This window comes from Streptomyces sp. NPDC092952 (genome assembly GCF_044754785.1).
Taxonomy (GTDB): domain Bacteria; phylum Actinomycetota; class Actinomycetes; order Streptomycetales; family Streptomycetaceae; genus Streptomyces.
Map to the genome: position 1 here is coordinate 418,385 of NZ_JBIVPT010000003.1, position 23,937 is coordinate 442,321.

Below are 23,937 nucleotides of genomic sequence, written 5' to 3' on the forward strand. Positions count from 1 at the left end.
GGCTTTGCAAATGAACTTCCTACGTTCGCGCCTCGGCCTTGCTGTGGCTGCGGCACTGGCCGGGCTGATGATGATGGTCGGTGGCGTGGCGGCGGCGGGTTCGGCGTCGGCCGCTCCGGCATCGTCGGCAAGCGAGTACTGGATACCGAAGGGGCTCAAGACGCACAAGGTCACGGCCTCGGCGCTCCGCTTCCGGGCGTCCCCGAACGGTCGGGTCAAGGGCCTGCTGTTCAGGGGTGACAGGGTCTTCATCCGGGAGTCGTACGTCGGCTCCCCCTGGGTCAAGGTCGTCTTGGTCGGGAAGAGCAAGAGCGGTTTCCCGCACAAGACGCGCGGTTGGGTGCACCGCGCGTACCTCAAGCGGTGGTGATCACTGCTGATCCCCTCCGGCGCGGCCTCCTCATGGTTCGAGGAGGCCGCGCCTCTTGCTGTTCACGAGACCTGGCTCGGGTGAGTCCCGCGCGTGGGCAAGTGGAGGCTGGAGACAGGCTTTGGGCGGGAGCTGCGATTGGGCGAGTGATCACGGGCCTTACGCTCGTTGGCGAATCGGGCGGGTGGTGCACCTGCCCGTGTTTGCGTCCGATTGGCCCGTGATCTTAGAGGCTCGCCCAATCGTGGCTGCCTAAAGCCTGTCTCCAGCCTCCACCCCCGGCCACTCTGGAGGGACCACTAGGCGGAAGGAAGATCAACTGTGCGACGCACGAAGGTTGGTTCCGGCATCCGAACGAAGGGACGCGGAAAGGTCTACGTCCTGGGCGACGCGGACGGGCATCGGTGGGTCCAGTGCACGGGATGCAAGCTTGATCGATATGCCCCCGGCGTAGCACCGGCACAGGCAGCGGCGCGGCAGCACGCAAGGAGCTGCGCGGCCTGACGCTACGTCAGATCAGTTCAATCTCACCGCATGAGAACGCAGTTGCGTGCGGGCGGTGGGCGTCAGTCGAGACCGGCGTCAGCCGCAGCTCGGCGGGCGCCCGGCCGCCCGCACGCCTGTGCGGTCTTGAATGAGTAGAGAAAAGTTGGACCGCTCGACCCGCCGAGTGGCGGCATGACGCGGAGAGCTTCTTTCAAGCCAAACGGGCCGAACGGCGGCTTCGTGCCGGACTCGACGTGGCGGCGATACCGAGCCACGCTGAGTCACTTCTGGCAGGCTGCCCCGCACTTCTGATCACCGGACGCATATGCCCGGCCCGGCATGCCGGTGCGCAAATGGCGCATTCCCGATTCGGGCGCTGGCCTGAAACGGCCCCCCTCTGTCATGCGGCAGTGAATTGCTCTTGCAAAGACCTATGGGTCGGCGCAAGCTTTGTTGCCCGGGGCCTCGGAGTGACGCCGACGCAATCTGATGCCCCATCACAAAACTATGGGTGAGGGGATGAAATGCAGCGAATACCTGTTGATGTAGCCCGGCTCGGATCGCTCATGTGTGTGGTTCCGCCTGAGCCTCGGGTGAATCAGGAAACCGGGCAGATCCGCACAGATGCAGACGGCAAGGAAACCTGGGTCGTGGGAATTTCCGTCCGGCAGTTGGACCGGCGCCGGGCCGACGTAATCGAGGTGGCCGTCAGTGGTGAGCCGAAGGGCATCACAGAGGGGATGCGGGTCACCATCGATGGACTCATGGCCGTGGCCTGGGAGATCGACGGTCGAAGGGGGACCAGCTTCCGGGCCTCCTCGGTGCTCCCCGGGGGTGCTCCCGCGACTCCGCCGGCTCGCGTGAAGGGCGTTGAGTCGTGACCGGGATACCCGAAAGGGAATGGGACTGGGTGGCCTTTCTCGATTCCGTAACGGGCGTCGCAGCAATCGCGAAACTCCTGGACGCAAATCAGATGCCGGACAGTACGAGAGTCGTATGTCTAGAGCGTCTCGCGTTGGACTCTCAAGAGTCGGTCCGCCTCGCGGAGCTTCTGGTATCACGAGCAAAGAAGGGTGACAAGTGGTGGTAGCAAGCAAAGAAGTTGTGCGTTTGCTGATGCGGGATCTCCGAGTGTTGGCGGGCTGTGATGCTCTGCTGACGGCCTTGGACGATGGCCCGATCGTTGCTCAGCTCCTCTCTCTGGTGGAGGTTCGGGCGGCCTCGGCGTCGGACCACGCACGCGCGATTCTGATGGAACATCAGATACGAACGAGCCACGCCACGGATCACGGAGAGGGTGGCTGATATGCCCTGGGAGTTGGTCATCTGGATCTTGTCGGTGCTGCTCTGCCTGGTCCTCCTCACCCAACGATGGTGGGAGGAGTGGGCGGCGAAGCATCTCGCTCGGTTGAACGGTGGGCCCTGGCGGTGGTACCTGCTCGGCTATCCGATGGCTCTGGTCCGGGTGCCTCTCACATGGCGGAAAGTGTGCCGCGTGCTGGACCTCGACATACCGAAGCGCCATCGATACTCGATGGTCAATCGGGACACGATGGTCAAGGGAACCGCGCTGCGAGGGCTTCCGCCTCGGCTCGGGTTCCCCCGCGTGACGAGGATGGGATTCACGGTCTCCGTGAGGCTGCATCCTGGCCAGACACCGGCCCCGTTCATCGCCGCATCTGATGCGCTGGTTCACGCCTGGCGAGTGCATCAGGTGCGCGTGACCTCCCCACGCCGTGGCTTGGTCGAAGCGGTCGCCACGGGCTATGACCCACTGTCGCGTGTCGAGTCCTGGCCGACCATGCCGACTCCTCGACTGTTGGCGGCCACGCTCGGGAAGGCAGATGACGGTTCGTACTGGACTGTTGATCTACGCAAGTCCCCTCACTGGCTGGTGACCGGTGCCACGCAGTCGGGGAAGTCCACTCTGTTGGCGGCCTGGCTCACGGAACTGGGCTCACAGCCGGTGATCTTGGTCGGGGTGGACCTCAAGGGCGGGATGGAACTCGGTCTGTACGAACGGCGGTTGTCCGCGCTGGCGACCGACCGGGAGGAGGCTACGCGGCTCCTGACGGCGTTGGTCGCGGAACTCATGGGGCGCATGGCGGCGTGTCGGGCTGCTGGCGTGCGCTCCATTTGGGAGCTGCCAGAGGAGAGCCGTCCGGCCCCCGTGGTCCTGGTGGTGGATGAGGTGGCGGAACTGTTCCTCGTCGCCTCACTGAGCGCTCGGAAAGAAGTCGTTGAGTGCGCGACGCTGCTACTTCGGATAGCGCAACTCGGGGCCGCTCTGGGCGTTCACATGATCCTCGCTGGCCAACGCTTCGGGTCTGATCTCGGTCCGGGGGCGACTGCCATCCGGGCACAACTCGGGGGCCGCATCTGCCACAGGGTGCACGACGAACAGACGGCGGTGATGACTCTGGGTGACCTCGCGCCGGATGCGGTGGCGGTAGCCCAATCGATCACAGAGAACGAGAAAGGCGTTGCCGTGACTGCCCTGGAGGGGCATTGGATGCGGGTCCGCTCACGTCTGGTCACTCCTGAGTCTCTTCGGACACACGCAGACCTGACGGCTAATCAGGTCAGTGCGCCATTCCTCGACCGGATGCCGGAGGGGGGTGTCGAGGATGTCTGAGGTAGCGGCGCTTCCCTTGGTGATCGTCTTCGGAATCGTGACGGTCCTTCTGGTGAGATCGCGTGAGGTCAATTGGTGGGTTGCCTCGTTGATCTTCCTGTTCGGCCTCTATGTCGGGCAGACCCCGGCTGTGTTCATGATCTCTGGATTCGTGAACTGGATATTGGAGCGATTGACCGCGTGAGGTGATTTCGCGTGCCCCATCGTTACGTCCGCTGCCCGTTCTGTTTCCGCTCTCGACTCCGCACGAAGAGCGGGAGATTCCGGCGCTGCGTCTGTTGCCGGAAGAGCAGCCGAGTTAAGTAGCAGAAATCCGAACCGACCTTCTGGAGCGAAAGTGTTGGCAATCGATTGTGACGTCGAAAGTATCCCCTCTTCAATTCTTGCGAACGAAAGGGCACCGCCGTGACTCCTGGAATTGTTTCACTCATCCGCGATCGGCACTCCTCTCTGAAATACGGGGCGGAGTGCCGTCGTGTTCTCTCTGACATTGATCGCGACTTTATTCGGCTAGCTAATGAGCCGCAATTTGCAAGATGGCGGAATCAGGTCGAAAGGGCGGGTGGATGTGAGAATCCGATCTATTTGGCGGGTCGTGTAACGCATTATGATTCTGAGGGATTTTCCGTCGCTCATTATGAAACCAGTCTGGAGCCTGGCGGTCGAATAGCAGTCCGGTGCGGAAATCGTAGACGGTCTCAATGTGAGCCATGTTCACGTATTCATTCGGGTGACTCCTACCAAATCGTTCGGGCCGGGATGGTGGGAGGAAAGGGGACTCCTGAATCAGTTGGTAGCCATCCGCAGGTATTCCTCACTCTGACCGCCCCTTCATTCGGAGCGGTGCACCGCGCTGGTTCTACTCCTTGCCGTGTTCGAGCATCGGATATTAAGTGCCAGCACGGGCGCCCCCTGACGTGCCCTGTTCGGCACGCGGAGGATGATAGGAGAGTCGGCAGCGCATTGTGTGAAGAGTGCTACGACTACAGCGGACATGTTCTTTGGCACGCGCACGCCGGCGAACTTTGGAACCGCACGGTTCGCAATATCCGTAGGTTCCTCGCTGACGCGATCGGTGTGAATCGTTCCCGGCTTAACGATCACGTCCAGCTCGTCTTCGCGAAGGTCGCTGAATACCAACGGCGTGGCGCTGTCCACTTTCACGCCATCATGCGCCTTGACGGGCCTGACGGCGCCGCGTCGCTACCTCCGGACTGGGCGACTCCCGATCTGCTGGAGAGCGCGGTACGGGCGGCAGGGGCCTCTACTAGCGTCCCTCTGAATCACACGCTGGCCGTGGGGCCCCGGGTGCTGACCTGGGGGCGTCAGATCGATGTTCGTGCCCTGGATGGCGCTGCTGAGGGTTCGATGTCGGCTGAGACCGTGGCGGCCTATCTGGCCAAGTATGTAAGTAAGAGTGTCGGTGATGCCGGAGGCGTGGATAGCCGAATACGGTCCTACGAAGAAATACGCTGCGCATCGGCCTCTACTCACATCCGCGCGCTTATGGGGGCATGTTGGCGACTTGGTGCGCTGGCTGAGTTCTCATCTCTACGCCTCCGAGCATGGGCCCACACCCTCGGATATCGCGGACACGTTCTCACCAAGTCTCCTGCGTACTCAACTACCTTCGGCCGACTCCGGGCTATCAGGGTGGAATATGTGAAAGCGAGAGCCAGTGAGAATAAAACTGTGCTCGGATCTCTGATGGTATCCGCGTGGCGTTACGTTGGACGCGGATACACCCCGGCAGAGGGAGAAATAGCCCGTGGAATCCGGGAGGATCTAGAGGAGAACCGGCGCATCAAGCGTTGGGGGCTCGAATGATCAGTAGGGCGGAACTTTCGATAGTTCACACCCTTGGTGAGGAGAGCTGGATTCTCGCTGGTGTGCCTGAAAATGCGCGGACTGATTCTTTCGAAGAGAATTCGACCATGATGCTAGGTCCAGTGATTTCGGTGCTAGCTGGATCGGTGCAGGGAGACACGTTCACGCTGGGGGGCGGCCTAGGGGCAGTGCGGTTCATTTCCGGTTCGCGAAACCTATTCAGCTACACCCTGGGGGTTCTGAGGAAAGAGGCGGATGTCGTTGCTTCGGACGGCCTTATTCGTCTGAGGCTTGTCCGGCGTGAGTTCTCCAGTCTTCACGGAAGAATTATTTCCCTCGTGGTTCCTGAGGCTGAGACCTTTTAGTGAGAAAAAAGATAGGGCCCCAAGCGAATGATCCGCTTGGGGCCCTATCTCTTTCCCTATTTCTTTTCTGGTGCGGAAAATGAATCATACGGATTGATCGCACTTACGATTAGTCTTGGTTTTGAGCCTCGGGGGAGCAAGGTGACCTTTACGCCGAACTCCGAGAGGATTTCCTGGCGTGACTGGAGAGTTCCGGATTCCCATTGCTCCCTTATGGTTTTACCGGTGGGGACTGATTTGATTCCCGAGGGCGTCTCGGGCAACTTTTTAAGCTGAGCGATTTTATCGCCCATCCGTCGATACTCCTCCTTGTACCACTCGTAATCGTCCTCGTCCTCGTACATTCCCGCCTTTCGATCCTCACGCAAGCGTGCGCGGGAGGCTTGAATTTCTGCTATTCGTGCAGCGTAATTGGTCCCTGCTATGTAGACTCTCTCCATTACTTGACAGTCTCCGAATTCGTCCAGGAATACCTTTGTCGCTTCCTGGTCGAATAGATGCGCGCGCATATTGGGTGATGGCTTGCAGTGGTCGGCCACGCCTCGGTGTCGAGCATTGCAGTGATACCCGCCCTTGTGGCTAGCGCGCAGACTGTGCGAGCAAAGTCCGCAGATTCCGCGCGAAGAGTAGAGTTCCTTTCCTTGCCCGGCTCGACCGAACGGGCGGCCCTTGGTCGTATCACGTGGTTCGGGTGCGCACTTCTCGACTAGCGCAAGATGAGTCGAGTAATCCCAAAGTTCTGGTGCAATCTTGATCGGTTCTCCATGTTCGTCGCATATCGGCTCGCCCTGAGAAAGGAGATATCCGAGCGCGGCTTTACTAGTGAGGATTCTCCGCAAGCTGTGGTCGCTCCAAAGGATGCCTTTCGGCTCTCTTCCGTACATCACTGCTAGCTCGTCCTGAGGGGAGAGTATCCCCTCACGATTAAGCCGCTTCATCTCGTAATGAACGGTGATGTCGCCCGATGAATCAAGGAGTATGCGTTGGGCGACTTTGCGAATTTCCTTAGTCGGGAATTCGCGTAGGCGGACCTCGGTTACCTTGCCATTGGGTATGGCTCGGTAATACTCGTACCCGTAAGAGGGTTTGCCGAACACTCGGCCCAAGTTGCGTGAACTTTCCCTCGACTCGGCGGACCTCTTGCGGCTAGCTCGGTGTTCGAGCTGGGCACCCAAAGCCTTCACGAGTAGTTCGGTCTCGTCGTTCGGGTCGTCGAGATTCCATACGCCGTCGTGGTCAGCAGTAATGAGTAGCTGGCCTTTTTCGTGGATGGTGTACGCGGTATTGAGAACATCGCGCACGTTGCGTCCGATGCGGTCGACGGCCGCGCCTGCGATCCCGTCGTACGGCCCCCTGCGGCCAGTAAGCCATGGGCCTAGCTGAGGGCGTTTCAGAGGGTCTGTTGCCCCGCTTACCTCCCAGTCATCGGCCCACGCAATGATATGCGCGCCAGCTTCTGTGACTTCCTTGATTACTAGATCGCGCTGTTTCTCTGGGCTGTGGCTGGCTTCGTTTTTCCGGCTGAGTCGGCGTACCGCTACTAGGCAGCGACCACAACCGTCATAGGGCGTTGTCGCGGGAGTTTCCACATTCGCCATGGTGCCCCTCCTAGAGACTGTTCTCTAGGGATTTTTGCCGTGTGCTCCATGGGCCAGAAGATGTTGTTGTGGAAGAAGCCGTCGCCGTAGTACGCGGCCTGCTCGGCGATCTCCGGGGAGCGGATCGAGCCGTGCCAGACGAACGGCGGGACGCCGTCCAGCGGGCGCGGGGTCGCGGTGAAGGACTGGAGCGGCGTGCGGAACTTGCCCTCCCAGTCGACGACGTCCTCCCGCCACAGCTTGTGCAGCAGGGCGTAGTTCTCGATGGCGAGCGGGATGCCCTGGCGGATGTCCTTGCCGAACCAGGGGTAGACCGGTCCGGTGTTGCCGCGGCCCATCATCAGGTCGACGCGGCCGTCCGCGAGGTGCTGGAGCGTCGCGTAGTCCTCGGCGATCTTCACCGGGTCGTTGGTGGTGATCAGCGTGGTGGACGTGGACAGGATCAGGTTCTCGGTGCGGGCCGCGATGTAGCCGAGCGTGGTCGTCGGCGAGGACGGGACGAACGGCGGGTTGTGGTGCTCGCCGGTCGCGAAGACGTCCAGACCGACCTCCTCCGCCTTCTGCGCGATGGCGAGCGTGGCCTTGATCCGCTCGTTCTCGCTCGGGGTCCTGCCGGTCGTCGGGTCGGTGGTGACGTCTCCGACGGTGAAGATGCCGAACTCCATGGCCCGCCTCCAGAAACCTAGTTTCGTTGAACGTTGAACTATCTGAACACACCCTACAACGGAGAGCCCCCCCTGACCTATTCCACGGGGGCCGACGGGGCGGCCGTACCCTGGACGGGACGCGAGCGGGCCGCCCGGCACCGCCGCCGTGACGAAGGGCAGGGCCATGAGCGGGACGGGCGGGAGTGAACGCTGGAAGGAGCGCGGCGTCATGCTGCGCGTCTTCGTCTACGTCTTCGCCACGCACCTCTTCGCGGGCTTCGTCTGGATCCTCTTCTACGTCGGCGAGCACGCCAAGAAGTAACGGCGCGCGCGGCACGGGGAGACCCTCCGGGGCGGTCCCGCTCCGGAACGTGACACCCGGGGCGTGCTCGACACGCCTCCCGGAACGACACCCCCCGGACCCTCCGGAAGCCCTGGTCCTCCGGCCCTCCCGGTCCTCCCGGAGGCGTAGGCCCCGGGGCCGCGCCGGGACCGGCCCCCGGACCGATACGGCCCGCCCCGCCGCCCGCCTACGCTGCGGCGACGGTACGCGGCAGGGCGTACCACCGCGCCCCCGGAGGAGTCCCCGTGCCGTTCCCCGCCGCCACCCACGTCCGTCTCGCCCGCCCGTCGAGGGACCTCGCCGCCGCCGAGCGGTTCTGGTCCGACGGCCTCGGGCTCACGGTCCTGTTCCGGGCCGGGGCGGGCCGGGAGCCGGGCACGCACGACCTGCTCATGGTCGGCCACCCGGACGCGTCCTGGCACCTCGAACTCGTCCACGGCGGCGACCACCCCGTCGACCCCCGCCCCACCGAGGAGGACCTGCTCGTCCTCTACTACGACGGCCCGGTCCCCGAGGAGACCGTGCGCCGCCTCCTGGCCCACGGCGGCACCCGCGTCACCTCCCCGAACCCGTACTGGAACGAGTGGGGCGTCACCATCGAGGACCCCGACGGCTACCGCCTCGTCCTCTGCCGCCGCGGCTGGTCCCATTCCTGAAGCTCCGCGGGGGCGCGATCCCCGCGATGCCACGGCTGGATGCTGTCGATCCTCGGATCCTGGAGGAGATCGACGACCTGCGGGAGCAGCTGCACCACGCGGTGCAGCAGGTTCCGGTGAAGTGGACCCTCGATCTGCGCAAGGCGCTGACGGCCGGCGCCATCGCGGCGTCGAAAACGATCGAGGGGAACTTCTCAACGCTCTGCACTGGATGCTCCAGGGGCACCACCCCCGCAAGCTCGCCGGGCAGTGGCGCAGGACCTCGATCCGCATCACCGCGCCGGGCGACGAACTCGCCACCGACTACGAGGGCCCGGACCAGGAGCGCGTCCCCGGGCTCATGAGCGAGTTCGTCGACTGGCTCGACGGCGGCGACCTGGACAGCCACGTCCTGCTCCGCGCCGCCATGGCCCACCTGAACCTGGTGAAGATCCACCCCTGGTCCGACGGCAACGGCCGGATGTCCCGCTCGTTGCAGACCCTCCTCATCGCCCGCGGAGGCGTGCTCGCCCCCGAATTCTCCTCGATCGGTGGTGTCCCGGGGCCGTCCACTCCGGGAACCTGCCCCGGAGTGGACGTGCGGGCGGGGTGGGCTGTCGGTCCTGACCGCGGCGAGGAACGCCGGCCAACTGGCGGTGCCGAAGATCGGCAGAGCCCCATCAACCGGAGCAGATGCCGAGCCTGCTCCCTCATGACGTGGCGTCCACCCACGAGACGTCTCACTGCGGCTCCGTCCACGATGGCCCAGAGCTGGAGCGGGTCCTTCCTGGTGAGGGAACACGGGGCGGGACGCGGGCCGGGAAAGGTCGTGTCGGCGGAACTCGGGCGCGTTAAGCTCGGGCCATGACCTTCACGCCGTGCCGGAACTGGTGGCGCTCCTTCTAGGAGCGGCCGCCCCGCCTTCGCACGGAAACAGGGCCGTTCGTCCACGGACGGCCCTTTTCGCTGCCCTCATGGGGGCCGTCCTCCGCACCGCCGCGACCGCGGCCGGGACCACAGGGAGAGACCCCGCCATGAGCACCGCGACCGTACCGTCCGAGCAGCAGCGCACCGCCGAGCTGGAGGAACGCATCCGGCAGGCCCCGGGGGAGTTCCGGGTGATGACCGGGGACCGGCCGACCGGGCCGCTCCACCTGGGGCACTACTTCGGCACCCTCCACAACCGGGTCCGGCTCCAGGACGCCGGGGTGGACGTCTTCGTGATCGTCGCGGACTACCAGGTGCTCACCGACCGGGACGTCGCCGACCGGCTCACCGAGAACATGGAGGGGCTGCTGCTGGACTACCTCGCCGCCGGGATCGACCCCGCTCGGGCGACGGTCTTCAACCACAGCGCCGTACCCACGCTCAACCAGCTGATGCTGCCGTTCCTGAGCCTGGTCTCCGTCGCCGAGCTGAACCGCAACCCCACCGTCAAGGACGAGATCGCGCACTCCCGGCAGTCCTCCGTCAGCGGGCTGATGTTCACCTACCCCGTGCACCAGGCCGCCGACATCCTGTTCTGCAAGGGCAACCTGGTGCCGGTCGGCCAGGACCAGCTGCCGCACCTCGAAGTCACCCGGACCATCGCCCGCCGCTTCAACGAGCGGTACGGGCGGGTCTTCCCGGAGCCGGACGCGCTGCTCTCCGCCGCGCCGCTGCTCCTGGGCACCGACGGCACCAAGATGAGCAAGAGCCGCGGCAACTCCATCGCGCTGCGCGCCGACGCCGACGAGACCGCCCGGCTGATCAAGGGTGCCCGGACCGACGCCGAGCGGCACATCACCTACGACCCCGAGAACCGGCCCGGGGTGGCCTCCCTCGTCCTGCTGGCCGCCCTCTGCCTGGACCGGGACCCGCACGCGGTGGCCGAGGAGATCGGCGGGGGCGGGGCGGCGGTGCTCAAGCGGACCGTGACCGAGGCCGTCAACGCCCGGATGGCGCCGATCCGGGCCCGGCGGGCCGCGTACGCCCGCGACCTCGGGTACGTACGGTCGGTGCTCCGGGCCGGGAACGAGCGGGCCCGGGAGATCGCCTCGGAGACCCTGGCCGAGGTGCGCGGGGCGATGGGCGGGGTGGTCTGAGGGCCGGGTCAGCGGGCGTCCGGCGCCGGCCAGGCACCCCGGGCGGCGGTGTCCAGGACGAGCGCCGCGATGTTCCACGCGTCGTCCGCGCCGCTGTGGTGGCGGCCCTCCAGCGGGAGGCCCGCCACCTCCAGGGCCTGGGCCATCCCGGGGCGCTTGCGCAGGCCGTGGGCGGCGGTGAACGGGATCTTGGCGTTGGTGTGGTGGCGGCCAAAGGGGTACGGGGTGCCGGTCGCCCGGCACTGGCGGACGAACTGGTTGCGGTCGTAGTCGCCCCAGCTGGCCCAGGGGCGGATCCCCGCCCGGTGCTCGGCCGCCAGCAGCCGGCAGGCCTCGGCGAAGGAGACCCCGGTGTCCACCTCGGCCTGGGTGAGGCCGGTCAGCCCGGTGCAGAAGGCGCTGACCGAGGAGCGGGCGGGCCGGACCAGGATGCGGTGGCGGGCGACCCTTCCCCGGGCGATCCCGTCCTGGAGGGCCTTTCCCCGGGCGGTCCTGCCCCGGGCGGCCCGTCCCCGGGTGCGCGGTTCCTCGTCGTCGGGGTCGGTCTCCGCCTCCGCGGCCGCGCTCAGGTCGACGACGGTGAGCCCGATCTCGATGATCTCGCTGACCGCGCCGGGCGGCGGCTGGCCGTCCCAGCAGGTCGCCTCGATGTCGATCACGTTGAGGAGTTCGGGGGTCGTGTCCATGGCCGCAGGGTAGGCGGCGGGCGGTGCGTCCGGCATCCGGGATTCCGGGGGCCGGACGCGCCCTTGGTCACCGCCTCGGGGCCGCGCTCCGGCTGCGGCGCAGGAGTTCGGCCAGGCCCCGGCGGGTCGCGGCGATCACCACCCGGTCCTCGGCGCGCAGGACGTACCCGGGGTGCAGGTCCCAGAGCAGGCCGGACGGCTGGCCCGGGGAGGCCGGGGTGGGGAAGGACAGGTCCGGGCGGCGGTCGCCGGGCGGGTTGGCGTCCAGGGCGAGGACCCGCCAGGCACCCGCCTGGAACGCCTCCTCCACCGTGCGGCCCTCCAGCTGCGGATGGCCCGCCACGGTGATCGCCGCGAACAGCATCACCTTCCGCTCGACCGGGATCGCGCCCAGGATCTGGCGCCCCATCATGGCGACCGCGAAGGACGGCGCGGCCAGGTGCGAGACGGAACGGGACCGGGTCACGGCGTGCGGGTGGGCGGTGCGCAGGGTGCGGTAGACGGCGGTGGCGAACTCGTCGTCGTACAGCCGCAGCGCCACCCGCAGGTCCTGCTTGACCGAGCGGGCGTAGAGCGTCGCCTCCAGATTGGTGATGTCGACGCTGGTCAGCGCGAGCAGGGCCCGGGCGCGCTGGATCTTCGCCGCTTCCAGGACGCCCTCCTGCGTGACGTCCCCGACGACCACCGGTACGTGCAGCCGCCGGGCCACCGGGATGCCGCGCGCGTCCGGGTCGTTCTCCACGCACACCACCGGGACGCCCAGTTCGCGCAGCCGGACCAGCACCCGGGTGCCGATCTTGCCGAGCCCGAGCAGCACCACATGGCCGGAGAGCCCGCGCGGCGGGCGGCGCAGCGAGGACGCGGTGCGCAGCGAGCCGAACGCCTCCAGGACCCCCGCCACCAGCAGCGGCAGCAGCATCAGCCCGGCCACACCGGACAGCAGCTGGATGATCTGACGGGCCTTCCCGTCGTCCGCCGGGTCGCCCATCGCGAACAGGTCGAGCAGGGTGAAGTACGCCGCGCGCACCGGCGGGGTGTGGGTGGTCACCATGGACGCGACGGCCAGGCCCAGCACGGCCAGCCCGACGCCCAGCGCCGACCAGCGCAGCCGCCGCGAGAAGACCTGGCTGAGCGGCGCGCCCCGGCCGCCCATCCGGGGCGTCGGTCCGCTCTCCCCGGCCTGGCTGATCGCCTCCAGGACGACCGTGCCGCGCCCGGTGGCCGCCGCCACCTGGCGCTCGTCGGGCAGCAGCCGGGGCCCTTCGTCGCCGCTGCTGTCGGAGCCCTCGGCCCCGGCCGGGTCGTGGGTGGTGGAGGAGAGGAGGGCGAGGGTGCACAGGCCGGGGTCGGCGATCTGGCCGCCGCCGGGCGGGGTGCGTTCGGCGGCGCGCAGCAGCAGGCCCTCCGCCTGGATGACCTTGCTGGAGCCGGTGAGGACGGTCGCCGTGAGGGCGGGGGCGGCGGTGTCGGCGTCGGAGAGCACGGTGGTGGAGGCGTCCAGGGCGGCCCGGTCCAGGCCGGGCGCGGTGACGGCGGCGGCCTGGTCGAGCAGGGTCTCCAGATGCTGGCCCAGCTTGCGGTTGTAGAGCCGGATGACCAGGCGGATCCGCGGGTTCATGCGGCGGGCGGTCAGCGCGGCCCGGATGTTGCGCTCGTCGTCGTCGTAGACCAGGGCCAGCGCGGTGGCCGTCTCCACGCCCGCCTCCTCGAACGCCTCGTCGGACGGCTCGGCGGCCTCCAGGATGCGGACCGCGTCGACGCCGGCGTTGGTGTCGTCGCCGAGCCGGGACGCGCCGCTCTGCGAGTCCGTGTCGTCCGGGTCGGCGCCGCCCCGGCGGGCGCCGTTGCCGCCGTTGCCGTTGCGGTTCATCGCCGAGGAGACGCGCCCCAGCAGCGAGCTCAGGCCCCGCCCGGCCAGGGGCAGTTCGGGGCGGCGGGCGTCGCGGCCGGGCGGCAGGACGAGGGTGACCCGCTCGCCGTACACGTAACGCAGCTCTACGGCGAGCCGCCGGGCCAGCGTGTCGTCGCCGCAGACGACCATGTGGCCGCTGAACGGGGAGCGTTGGGGCTGTGGGGGAAGTGAGGGCACGAGTCCCAGCATGCCTTTCTCCTTCGCTCCGTGGGGAGTTGACCGGTGGAAAGGAGCTACTCCAGGGGCGGGGCCGCGTGGCGGGCCGCCGGGTTGGCCAGGGCGTGGCGGGGGTCGGCGACCCGGACGATCGCCGTCTCGACCGCCGCGATCCGGTCCGCGAGCAGCCCGAGCGCGGCGACGGCGCGGGCCATCGGGTCGCCGTCCGGGCCGCCCAGGGCCTGGGTGCGCACGTAGGAGGCGGTGATCGCGGACCAGCGCTCGGACTGTTCCGGGGTGAGCAGGCCGCGCAGCGCGGCCAGCTTGAGCAGGTTCGACTCGGCGCCGCTGGTCAGCGTCTGGGCCTCGCCCGCGTAGTGGTCGCCGACCACGGCGGACAGCTCCTCCTCGTTCATCACCGGCACTATCCGCTCCGCGATCTTGTTCATGTCGCGGTACGAGCCCTGGAGCCGGAACGGCGGCTCGGTGCGGGTCTGGTCGGTCTGCGCCGCCGAGGCGATGTACGCGGAGTTCACGGCCAGCACCGTCTCCCGGGCGGTCAGCAGATGGCGCAGCACCGCCGTGATCCGGTCCGTCTCGGCGGGTGTGTACGGGTGCTCCAGCCGGTCCGGGCGCGCCGAGGGGTCGCCGGAGGCGATCCGTACGAACAGGGCGAGGTCCTCGCGGGAGCGCCCGGCGAGCGGGGCCAGTGCCGGGTTGGCGGTCAGGGCGTTCTCCACGAAGCTCAGCGCGAAGACGTCCTCCCGGCCGGTCAGCACCTCGCCCAGGTTCCAGACGTCGGCCCGGTTGGCGAGCATGTCGGGGATGCGGAACCGCTCGCCCGACTCGGTGTACGGGTTGCCCGCCATGCACACCGCGAACCGCTTGCCCCGCAGGTCGTGGCTGCGCGGTTCGCCGTCCCGGACGCCCTCGATGCGGCGGGTGGCGTCGCAGAGCGGGATGAACTTCTGGAGCAGCTCCGGCGAGGTGTGCTGGATGTCGTCGAGGTAGAGGAGCGTGTTGTTGCCGGACTCCAGCGCGAAGTTGATCTTCTCGATCTCCTGGCGGGCGGTCGCGGTGCGGGCCTGGGCCGGGTCGAGCGAGGTCACGTCGTGGCCCAGGTTGGGGCCGCTGACCTTGACGAGGACCAGGCCGAGCCGGTCGGCGACGTACTCCATCAGCGTCGTCTTGCCGTAGCCGGGCGGCGACACCAGCAGGAGCAGGCCCTGGGAGTCGGTGCGCCGGTCGGCGTCGGCGGTGCCGAGCTGCTTGGCCAGGCTGTCGCCGATCAGTGGCAGGTACACCTCGTCGAGCAGCCGGTTGCGGACGAACGCCGACATGACGCGCGGCCGGTGGTCGTCCAGCCGCAGCCGGGCCCGCTCGGCGTCGACCAGGGCGGTGCGGCGGCGCTGGTAGGCGCGGAAGCCGGGGACGGTCACGGCGCGGAACTCGGCGGTACGGGCGAGGAGTTCGTCGATCCGGACGGTCAGGGCGGAGCGTTCGATCCGGGGGTGGGTGCCGAGCAGGCCGTCGACCCGGGCGGTCAGCGGGGCGTCGTGGTCGTAGCGGTCGAGGACCCCGGCCGGGCACAGCTCCACGGCGACGGCCTCCGCGAGGTCGCCCGCGTCGAGCCCGGCACCGCTCGCGGCGGCGTACGCGCCGAGCCAGCCCTCCACGAGCTGGCGGCGGGCCGGCAGGTCGTCGCCGAGCGCGGCGAGGTCGTCGTCGTAGGCCGGTGTGCCGGTGGTACGGCGGAACTTGTCGAGGAAGGTGCGGACGGGGGCGCTGGTGACGAAGCCCTCCGGGCCGCCGGTCAGCTCCTCGAAGAGGTACCCGGCGACGGCCGCCGGATCCGCGTCCGGCACGGTCGCGTCCGCGGCGCCGATCTCCGCCGCCCACTCCTCCCGCAGCGCGTCCACCGCCGTGTCGAGCCCGAAGGTCTCCCGGGCGCGGGCCAGCGAGCGGGCCCGCCGGGTCCACGAGACGCGGCGCGCCTCGTCGGTCCCGTACGCCCAGAAGAGCTGGGCCGCCGCCCGCACGGTGGGCGGGCAGCGCAGCAGCCCGGCCCCGGAGTGCAGCCGCAGCAGGGCGGTGAGGATCGCGGTGGCGTCCTCGTCGTGGACGCCCCGCTGGTACCCCTCGTCGTACGCGGCGGCCGCCGCCTCCCGGACGAGGGCGGCGAGCCCGGCCGGGTCCAGGGCGGCCAGGGTGTGCGCGCCGTGCTCGTCGAGCAGCCGGGCCGCCAGGTGCTCGCCCCGGTAGACCCGGGGGGACTCCGAGGGCAGGGTCTGCTCCCAGTACGGGCGGGTCGCCTCGAACTCCGGGTCGGTGACCGGGGACCGGTAGTCGGTGCCGGTGAGCGCGAAGGCGAGCCGGTCCCCGTGCGGGACGAGCGTCAGGTCGAAGGGCTGGGTGTTCACCGCGAACCGGTGCCGGCCCAGCCGGATCGTGGCCCCGCCGTCCGCGTACAGCTCGCCCCGGTCGCGCAGCGCCCGGCCCGCCTCCTGGCGGGCGGCGACCAGCCGGCCGTCCAGCTCCTCGGCCCGCACCGGGTCGCCCAGTCCGCGCAGCTCGTCGGCGGTGCGGCGGACCTTGGCGACCATCGGGTCGGAGGCGAAGTAGGTGTGGATCGCGTCGGTGTCGTCCAGCGCGGCCAGCCGCCGGGAGACGGTCTCCAGGACCCGGGCCGCCGACTGGGCCAGCCGCTCGGCGCGCCGGGCGCGGGCGTCCTGGAGGGTCTGCTTGCGCGCCGAGAACGCCTCGTACACCTCGGTGCGGCGCCCGGCCAACTCGGCGAGGAAGTCGTCGAACTCGGCGAACCGCGACTCCAGGTTCTCCAGCTGGAGCAGCAGCCGGGACAGCTGCTCGTCGCAGGCGTCCGGGGTGTCGGCGGCGGCGATCGCCCCGGTGACGGCCTGCCCGAGCAGCGCGAACTCGGCGGCGAACTCGGCCCGGCCCTCGTGGTCGAGGAGTTCGCGGCGGCGCGCGTCGAGGGTGGCGCGGGCCCGGTTGACCCCGCCGAGGACCTCCGCGATCCGCTCCAGGATGCCGGTGCGGACGGTGGTGTCGCCGATGTCGAGCCCGGCGACGACGTCCGTGACGGTGCTCAGCCCGTCCGTCATCGAGCCCAGCCGCTCGCCGAGCTCCGCCGCGTCGGCGACGGTGGCCAGGTCGGACGCCTCGGCGGTGAGCCGCTCGACGTCCTGGTGGTAGGAGGCGAAGGCGTCGTCCCGGCCGAGGAAGGCGACGGCGCGCTGGGCGGCCGATTCGAGGTCGGCGGCGGCCTGGGCGGACAGTTCGGCGATGCGGTCGGTGTCGGCGTACCGCATCTCGGCGAGGGTGGAGAGACGGCCGTGGGCGCGGCGCAGCGCGGTGAGCTGCTCCACCCAGGCGGCGGCCGAGCGGGGGGCCTCGCCGCGGACGCGGCGGACCAGGGCGGTGAGGTCGTCGGCGGCGGTGTCGAGCGCCTCGGCGGCCTGCCGGGTCAGCTCCCGTACCGTCTCGAACTCGACGACGACCTGCTCGGCGGTGGCCTTCAGTTCGGCCAACGGCTCTGCCAGGGAGTCGAGTTCGGGGTCGGTGAGCCAGTGGTAGCGGTCGGTGGCGCGGGTGCAGTCGGCGACCAGTCGCGCGTACACGGCGGCGGTCGGCGTCGTCTCGGCGGCGCTGTGGGCCAGCGCCAGGCAGTCGGAGATGCCGCGCACCAGATCGGCGTTGCCGACCCGGGCGAGCGGGCCGGTCCCGGCGGGGCGGGAGGCCGCGTACGTGTCGGAGACGTACGGGGTGCGCCAGCGCTGCACGGGGTGGACCCGGGCCGGTTCGTCGCCGGTGCGCAGCAGGACGAGGGTGCCGTCGTCGAGCAGGGCGTGGCCCCGGCCCTGGAGCGGGGTGGCGACCTCCTGCCGGATCAGGTTGTACGGCAGGAGCAGGGCGCGGCCGTCGTCGGGGGAGCGGAAGACGTAGAGGACGTCCTCGCCGTTCGGGGAGCGCACGGCGCCCTCGAAGACCGGGTCGGTGAGCGGCTCGGCGATGTCGAAGGTCTTGGCGGTGCCGGTGGTGAGGTAGTAGCCGCCGGGGAAGATGATCCCCTGGTCCTCGGGGAGGCGGTGGCAGGCCGGTCCGATGCCGTCCAGCCGCCGCACGGTGGAGAGCAGCGAGTTGAAGACCAGGTACCGCCAGGCGTCCTCGTTGTACGGGCGGACCCGGAGCAGGACCAGCGGGCCGATCGTGGCGTGCTCGACCTCGGCGTCGGCGAGCGACTGGAGGGGTTCGGCGACCGGCTCGCGGTAGATGCCCTCGGCGGTGTCGGTGTCGTTGACCGTCTTGACGGTGAGGTGGCCGCCGAGGGTGTCGACGAAGAGCGGGGCGTCGTCTGGGGTGTCGCCGCCGACCGCGATGTGCGGGTGGCGGCCCAGGACGTGGGCCTCGCGGCCGGCGGCGGTCCAGGTGAAGTCGTGCGAGGGCGGGAAGACGTGGTCGCGGTCGCCGCGCGCGTCGAGGAAGGCCCCCGGCGCGCCGTCCGGGCCGAGCGCCCAGCGCAGCACCCGCACGCCGTCCGCGTTCTCCCCGGTGCGGAAGACGGCGAGCAGCCTGCCCTCGACCCGGCGCAGCCGCAGCAGCCGCGCGTCGCGGTAGTAGCGGTGCAGGGAGGCGAACTCGCGGACGAAGTCGCCGTCGGCGAGGAGTCCTTCGGTGTCGGGCGCGTCCAGCTCCGCCCCGTACCGGGCGAAGACCTCGGCCACCTCGGCCGGGTCGGCCGCCCCCGGTCCGCGTTCGAAGCCGAACAGCAGCCGCCCGCCGGCCGCCACCAGGTCGCGGGCGACGGCGGGGTGGGCGGTGCGGAGCTGCTCGGTGCCGGTGAGGCGCAGCTCGGTGGAGCCGAACTCCTCGGTGCGGCGGGCGTTCAGCTTCTCGGCACGGCGGGCCAGTTCGGCGGCCCGGTCGCCGAGCCGGCGGCGCAGTACGTCGTACGTGCCCGCGTCCACGGGGCCGCCGGTGGGCGCTGCGGTCGTGGTGTCGGTGTCCATACGTACGGCTCTTTCTGCGAGGTGTGCGGTGAGACCGACCGGCACATGGGGGGCGGTGTGTCGCGTCCCGGTACCGGGCCCGTCCGGCGGTGGACGGGCCCGGCACCCGCGGATCAGACGGCCGGGGCCGATCCGTTCCGCGCCGCGGGGACGGGGACCGGGGCGGCGGCCGGGGCGCCGGTGAGAGCGGAGACCGGCAGGTCGGCGAGGCCGGCTTCCCGGGCGGCGGTCAGCAGCTGCTCGACCTGCCCGGCGCTGACCCCGGCTCCCGGCGCCTTCATCATCCGCATCAGCAGCGCGGAGACCGTCAGGTTGCGCACGTCGCCGGTGGAGACCGAACCGAGCATCCGGGTCAGGTCCTCGGTGAACGACGAGGAGCCGTCCAGCCACGGCCCGGCGAGGGCCTTCGCGGTGTCCGAGTTCGCCACGAACCCGTCGAAGCTCTTGCCCATCGAGACCGCGGAGACCAGCCGGTCGAAGAAGACCGACTCCCCGCCGACGATGTCGATGTCGGCGTTCTCCAGGCCGGTGGCCAGCACCGTCGCCTGCGCCTCGGCGACCTGCCGCTGCACGTCGAGCCCGGCCAGCCGGATCTCCTTCTCCGCGGCGAGCCGCAGCCGGTACTCCTCGTGACCGCGCGAGGCGTCGTCCAGCGCCGCCATCGCGGCCGCCTTCTCGGTGAGCCCGGCCGCCTCGGCCTTCAGCTTCTCGCCGATCATCGCCGCGTCGGCGGTGGCCTGCGCCTGGGTGCCCTCGGCCGTGGCGAGCGCCTTGAGCCGGGCGCCCTCCGCCTCGGCCTTGAGCCGCGCGGACGTGGCCTCGGCCTCGGCGAGACCCTGCTTCTCGATGACGTCGGCCTGCGCGTCGCGCACCTGCACCTCGGCGAGACCGGGGGCGGCGGACTCGGCCTGGATGCCCTCGGCGAGGCGCAGCTTGGCCTGCGCGTCCAGGTCCGCGGTCTTCAGCCGGGCCTCGGCGAGCGTCAGCTGCTCGGCGGCCAGGTGGGTGGCGGCGGCCTCGGCGGCCTCGGCCGCCTTGATGTCCTTGACCAGCTTCTCCTGGGCCTCCGCCTCGGCGGCGATGATGACCGAGCGGCGGGTGCGCTCGGACTCCTCGACGGCCCGCAGCGTCTTGATGGACTCCTCCTGCTCGGCGACCGTGCGGTCGACCGCGATCCGCTCCCGGATCACGTCGGCGACCTCGCGGCGCTCGGCCTCGACCTCCTTGGTCGCGGCGATCCGGTCCAGCTCGGTCTGGCGCTCGCGCCCGATGACCTCGATCAGCCGGTCCTTCTCGATCCGCTCGTTCTCCACGGCGATGACCCGCTCGCGGTTCTTCTGCGCGACGGCGATCTCCCGGGCCTGGTTCTCCCGCTGGATGCCGAGCTGCTCCTCGGTGCGGATGAACGCGGCCTGGGCGCCGAGCCGCTCCTCCTCCTGGACCTTGGCGGTGGCGGCCTCCTCACGGGCCCGCAGCGTCTCGACCTCGCGGCGCTGCTTGATCTCGGCCTCGGCCTGCCGGCGCTCCAGCTCCAGGATGGTCTCCCGGGCGTCGACGTCCTGCCGGGTGATCTCCTTCTGCTCGGTGCGCTGGAACTCGTTGGTGCGGACGTGCTCGATCGCGGTCAGCTCGGTGATCTTGCGGATGCCCTGGGCGTCCAGGATGTTGGCGCCGTCGAGCTGCGTCAGCGGCGTCTGCTCCAGGAAGTCGATCGCCGCGTCGTCGAGGTGGTAGCCGTTCAGGTCGGTGCCGATGACCCGGATGATCCGGTCCCGGAACTCCTCGCGCTTGGTGTAGAGGTCGACGAAGTCGAGCTGCTTGCCGACCGTCTTGAGCGCCTCGGCGAACTTCGCGCCGAAGAACTCCTGGATCGCCGCCTCGTTGCTGGCCCGGCCCGTACCGATGGACTGGGCGACCTTGATGACGTCCTCGACGGTCTTGTTGACCCGGACGAAGAACGTGATGTGGATGTCGGCGCGGATGTTGTCCTGGCAGATCAGCCCCTCGCGCCCGGTGCGCCGGATCTCGATGGTCTTCACCGAGATGTCCATGGTCTCGGCCTTGTGCAGCACCGGCAGGACGATGGCACCGGTGAAGGTGACGTCGACCTTCTTGGTCTTGGAGATGATCAGCGCCTTGCCCTGTTCGACCTTGCGGAAGAGCCGGGTGATGACGAGCAGCAGCGCTACGGCGATGAGGAGGACGACGGCGACGAGCACACCGAAGCCCAGGGTGATGGCATCCATGACAGTCCTTGACGGCTGGTGAAGAAGAAAGTGGTGAGGGGCGCGACGGCCCCCGGCGGCGACGGCAGCGGCCTGCTGCCCGTGCGGCGGTGACGGCGGTGACGGTGCGGCGAGCGTCGTCGGCCCGGCCCGGTCCGGTGCGCGCGGTGGCGCGGACGGTCAGCCGGTGCGGCGCTTCGCCCCGCGTGGTCGGGCCGGTGACGGCGGGCCCGGGTCCAGGGCCTTGTCGTAGGGCGAGATCCAGAAGAACTCGCCGGCCTCGTCGTACGCGTACAGCAGTCCGGCGCTGCCCGAGGCGAGGGCGGCGGGGTCCGCCGGAGCGAGCAGCCTGACCTGGACGATCGCGGTGGAGCCGTCGTCCGCGGTGACCTCGGCCTGCCCGAAGTCGGCACTGACCGTGCCGGTGCGTACGGTGCAGACCCGGCCCAGGAAGTCCTGGCGCGACGGCGGGGGCTCGTCCGGGAAGCGGCGGCGGAAGAGGCGCACCAGCACCCGCAGGACGATCAGCCCGATCAGCAGCGCCCCGACGAGCACCCCGCCGGCCAGTCCGGCCCGGGTGAGGCCCGAGACGGTGGAGCGGTGCAGCAGGACGGTGCCGCTGAGCGCGGCGAACCAGCCGACGACCGTGATCACGGAGACCGAGACGGTGACCGGCACCCCGCCGGCCCCGGCCAGGTCGGTGTCGAGGTCGCCGTCGAAGGAATGGTGGTCGGCCGCGCCGATCAGGACCAGGAGCCAGAAGAAGACGACGACGGCGAGTGCGGCGCCGAACAGTACGGCAGGAAAGGAAGTTGCCGCGTTCAGGAACTCTCGCATCTCTCCACCCCCTTGACTGGCTGGGGGCGGTATGAGGCCCGGATGCTGCGGCGCGGCCTGAATCGACGCCGCAGCAGCCGGGTCTCCCCCCGTTTCCCCCGTGTTTCCCCCGGTTGGTGCTGACGGCATCGTGTCATGGCGGCAGAAGAGAAACACTGCCGGAACCCGGCAATCTTCACCCCGTCTTGATGCCGGGCACCGGCACCGGCGAATATGCGTTGGACAGGTGTGTCATCACCACGTCACAAGTGTGTCAATACCCCGTCAGGGTTGGAGGAGAGTGCGTGCCGGAGCCGGAGATCCCTGATGGAGTTCTGGGTGACTATGCCCGCATCCTGGCCGAGGTGGCGGTCACCGGCCGCCGGCTGACGCGGGACGAGCTGGAGGACCGCCGGCTGCTGGGCAAAGGCGCGGCCGAGGACGGCTTCCAGCTCCGCGCCCTGGTCTCCCGTCATCTGGCGGAGACGCGCACCGTCTGGCCGCTCGGTCCCGGGGCGGACGCCGCGTCCACGGAGTCGGTGCTGGCGGCGGTCGAGCAGGCGGTGGACGCCTTCGCGGAGGGGTTCGAGCGGGCCCAGCGGATGACGGTGCGCCGCGAGGAGGCGGCCCGCCGCGAGTTCATCGACGACCTGCTGTACGGGCGGAGCGACCTGGGGCGGCTCGCCGAGCGGGCCACCCGGTTCGGGCTGCGGCTCTCGCGCGCCCATGCCGTCGCGGTGGCGACCGGCCCGGAGGCGTACACGGAGACCGACTCGGTGCCGCGCACGGTCGAGACGGCGATGCTCACGCGCTTCAGCGGCCGCAAGATCCTGCTGACGACGAAGGACGGGCGGCTGGTCTGCATCGCGCCGGGCAGCCAGCCCGACGTGCTGCGGTTCTTCGCCAAGCAGTCCCACGCGGCGACCGACGGCGGCCGGGTCGCGGTGGGCCGCCCGCACCACGGCCCCGGCGGGGTGGTCCACTCCTACGACGAGGCGCTGGAGGCGCTGGACCTCGCGGAGCGGATGGACCTGGAAGACCCGGTGCTCTACGCGGCGGACCTGCTGGTCTACCCCGTGCTGACCCGTGACCGGCAGGCGATGGCGGACCTGGTCCGCAGCGAGCTGGGCCCGCTCCAGCAGGCCCGGGGCGGTGCCGAACCGCTGCTGAGGACGCTCAACGTCTACTTCGAGGCGGGCTGCGTGGCCGCCGAGACGGCCCGCCGGCTCTCGCTGAGCGTGCGGGCGCTGACGTACCGGCTGGAGCGCATCCACCAGTTGACCGGCTCCGACCCGGCCGACCCGATGCACCGCTACACCCTGCAGACGGCGGTCATCGGCGCCCGGCTGCTGGACTGGCCGGCCAACGAGCTCTGACCGCACCCCGGCGGAACGGGAGGCGGAACGGGAGGCGGAACGAGAAATGGCCGGGGACGCGCAGGGGGGAGTCGCACGTCCCCGGCCTGCCGGGCACCGCCGATGGTCAGTCGGCCGTGCTGTGTCCGGCGATCCGGGGCCGGAGCGGCGACGGGCCGCTCCGGCGGACGGAGGATGAGGGAGCAGTCCGAGGGACTACAGGTCGAACTCGTGCGGCGGGAGGTCCAGCGCGAAGCACGCCTCGCGCACGACGGCCTGCTCCGTCTTGTCGAAGTCGCCGTCGGCGCCGCCGATGACGATGCCGATCTGGATGACGGCGCGGGCCTCGGCCGGCTTCTTCTTCGCCTTGCCGATCTCCTGGAGGATGCTGACCTTGCCGAAGGCGAAGTCGGCGGTGAGCTTGTTGACGTACTCGTTGAAGCGGCGCTGGAGGTCGTCGGCCGGGAAGTTCTGCAGGACCTCGTTGCTCGCGATCAGGGAGGCGACGCGCTGGCGCTCGGAGGGGTCGACGGAACCGTCGGCCGCGGCGACAAGGGCGCACATGGCCATGCTCGCGTCACGGAACGCCCCGCTCTTCAGGTCGTTCTTCTTCGCTTCCAGCTGCGACTGCATCGACGAAGCGGATTCCTTGATCCGGTCCCACAGTGCCATGTCGTCTCCATACGTTGCGTTGCGGCTCGCCTTGCGGCGCGGTGCCGGACGGGAGTTCAACTCTACAGACGTGTAGAAGTTAGCAGCAGGAGTACCCG

General features: G+C 69.4%; 15 protein-coding genes and 3 pseudogenes. 9 read left to right on the forward strand and 9 right to left on the reverse strand.

Annotated features, from left to right (window positions below):
- The first annotated feature begins 10 nt into the window (after positions 1-10).
- The 4 genes from ACIQGQ_RS09695 to ACIQGQ_RS09710 all read left to right on the forward strand — a co-directional run bounded on the left by ACIQGQ_RS09695 (position 11) and on the right by ACIQGQ_RS09710 (position 5,318).
- A complete protein-coding gene (locus ACIQGQ_RS09695; protein WP_402392837.1) occupies positions 11-370 on the forward strand; it encodes an SH3 domain-containing protein in 360 nt (119 codons plus the stop codon).
- Positions 371-2,162: 1,792 nt separating this feature from the next.
- A complete protein-coding gene (locus ACIQGQ_RS09700; protein ID WP_402392840.1) occupies positions 2,163-3,491 on the forward strand; it encodes an FtsK/SpoIIIE domain-containing protein in 1,329 nt (442 codons plus the stop codon).
- A complete protein-coding gene (locus ACIQGQ_RS09705; RefSeq protein ID WP_402392842.1) occupies positions 3,484-3,675 on the forward strand; it encodes a hypothetical protein in 192 nt (63 codons plus the stop codon). The genes ACIQGQ_RS09700 and ACIQGQ_RS09705 overlap by 8 nt, the downstream gene beginning before the upstream one ends.
- A gap of 221 nt (positions 3,676-3,896) precedes the next feature.
- On the forward strand, positions 3,897-5,318 hold the full coding sequence (locus ACIQGQ_RS09710; RefSeq protein ID WP_402392845.1) for a replication initiator: 1,422 nt from the start codon (positions 3,897-3,899) through the stop codon (positions 5,316-5,318).
- A gap of 421 nt (positions 5,319-5,739) precedes the next feature.
- Here ACIQGQ_RS09710 and ACIQGQ_RS09715 read toward each other — a convergent pair whose 3' ends face one another.
- Entirely contained in the window at positions 5,740-7,281 is a 1,542-nt protein-coding gene (locus ACIQGQ_RS09715) for a recombinase family protein (RefSeq protein ID WP_402392848.1), read from the reverse strand.
- A 29-nt stretch (positions 7,282-7,310) separates the two neighbouring features.
- Positions 7,311-7,946: pseudogene (locus ACIQGQ_RS09720) on the reverse strand (LLM class flavin-dependent oxidoreductase); the annotation flags it as partial.
- A 166-nt stretch (positions 7,947-8,112) separates the two neighbouring features.
- Here ACIQGQ_RS09720 and ACIQGQ_RS09725 point away from each other — a divergent pair.
- The 3 genes and pseudogenes from ACIQGQ_RS09725 to ACIQGQ_RS09735 all read left to right on the forward strand — a co-directional run.
- Positions 8,113-8,250 (forward strand): DUF6126 family protein, encoded by a 138-nt coding sequence (locus tag ACIQGQ_RS09725; RefSeq protein WP_366288753.1) that lies wholly within the window; start codon positions 8,113-8,115, stop codon positions 8,248-8,250.
- A gap of 266 nt (positions 8,251-8,516) precedes the next feature.
- On the forward strand, positions 8,517-8,927 hold the full coding sequence (locus tag ACIQGQ_RS09730) for a VOC family protein (protein WP_402392851.1): 411 nt from the start codon (positions 8,517-8,519) through the stop codon (positions 8,925-8,927).
- Positions 8,928-9,138: 211 nt separating this feature from the next.
- Positions 9,139-9,351: pseudogene (locus tag ACIQGQ_RS09735) on the forward strand (Fic family protein); the annotation flags it as partial.
- 287 nt (positions 9,352-9,638) lie between these two features.
- Here the strand turns inward: ACIQGQ_RS09735 and ACIQGQ_RS09740 are convergent.
- A pseudogene (locus tag ACIQGQ_RS09740) lies at positions 9,639-9,857 on the reverse strand (hypothetical protein); the annotation flags it as partial.
- 83 nt (positions 9,858-9,940) lie between these two features.
- Between ACIQGQ_RS09740 and trpS the strand changes: the two are divergent.
- Positions 9,941-10,990, forward strand: coding sequence for a tryptophan--tRNA ligase (trpS, locus tag ACIQGQ_RS09745; RefSeq protein ID WP_402392854.1), 1,050 nt, complete (start codon positions 9,941-9,943; stop codon positions 10,988-10,990).
- A gap of 8 nt (positions 10,991-10,998) precedes the next feature.
- Here the strand turns inward: trpS and ACIQGQ_RS09750 are convergent, their stop codons facing one another.
- The 5 genes from ACIQGQ_RS09750 to ACIQGQ_RS09770 form a co-directional block, all read right to left on the reverse strand.
- Positions 10,999-11,676, reverse strand: a complete 678-nt coding sequence (locus ACIQGQ_RS09750; RefSeq protein ID WP_402392856.1) for an exonuclease domain-containing protein — start codon at positions 11,674-11,676, stop codon at positions 10,999-11,001.
- A 67-nt stretch (positions 11,677-11,743) separates the two neighbouring features.
- Positions 11,744-13,777, reverse strand: a complete 2,034-nt coding sequence (locus tag ACIQGQ_RS09755; RefSeq protein WP_402392858.1) for an NAD-binding protein — start codon at positions 13,775-13,777, stop codon at positions 11,744-11,746.
- Between the two features lie 44 nt (positions 13,778-13,821).
- Positions 13,822-18,771 carry a DNA repair ATPase gene (locus tag ACIQGQ_RS09760; RefSeq protein WP_402392861.1) on the reverse strand — a complete coding sequence of 1,650 codons (4,950 nt, stop codon included), beginning with the start codon at positions 18,769-18,771 and terminating at the stop codon, positions 13,822-13,824.
- Between the two features lie 113 nt (positions 18,772-18,884).
- Positions 18,885-21,017, reverse strand: coding sequence for a flotillin family protein (locus ACIQGQ_RS09765; protein WP_402392863.1), 2,133 nt, complete (start codon positions 21,015-21,017; stop codon positions 18,885-18,887).
- Positions 21,018-21,176: 159 nt separating this feature from the next.
- Positions 21,177-21,833 (reverse strand): hypothetical protein, encoded by a 657-nt coding sequence (locus ACIQGQ_RS09770; RefSeq protein WP_366288767.1) that lies wholly within the window; start codon positions 21,831-21,833, stop codon positions 21,177-21,179.
- A 284-nt stretch (positions 21,834-22,117) separates the two neighbouring features.
- On the opposite strand from ACIQGQ_RS09770, the gene ACIQGQ_RS09775 reads away from it, so the two are divergent.
- Complete coding sequence (locus ACIQGQ_RS09775; protein ID WP_402392865.1) at positions 22,118-23,188, forward strand: PucR family transcriptional regulator; 1,071 nt, start codon at positions 22,118-22,120, stop codon at positions 23,186-23,188.
- A gap of 195 nt (positions 23,189-23,383) precedes the next feature.
- Here the strand turns inward: ACIQGQ_RS09775 and ACIQGQ_RS09780 are convergent, their stop codons facing one another.
- Positions 23,384-23,839, reverse strand: coding sequence for a TerB family tellurite resistance protein (locus ACIQGQ_RS09780; protein WP_366288771.1), 456 nt, complete (start codon positions 23,837-23,839; stop codon positions 23,384-23,386).
- Positions 23,840-23,937: the final 98 nt, after the last annotated feature.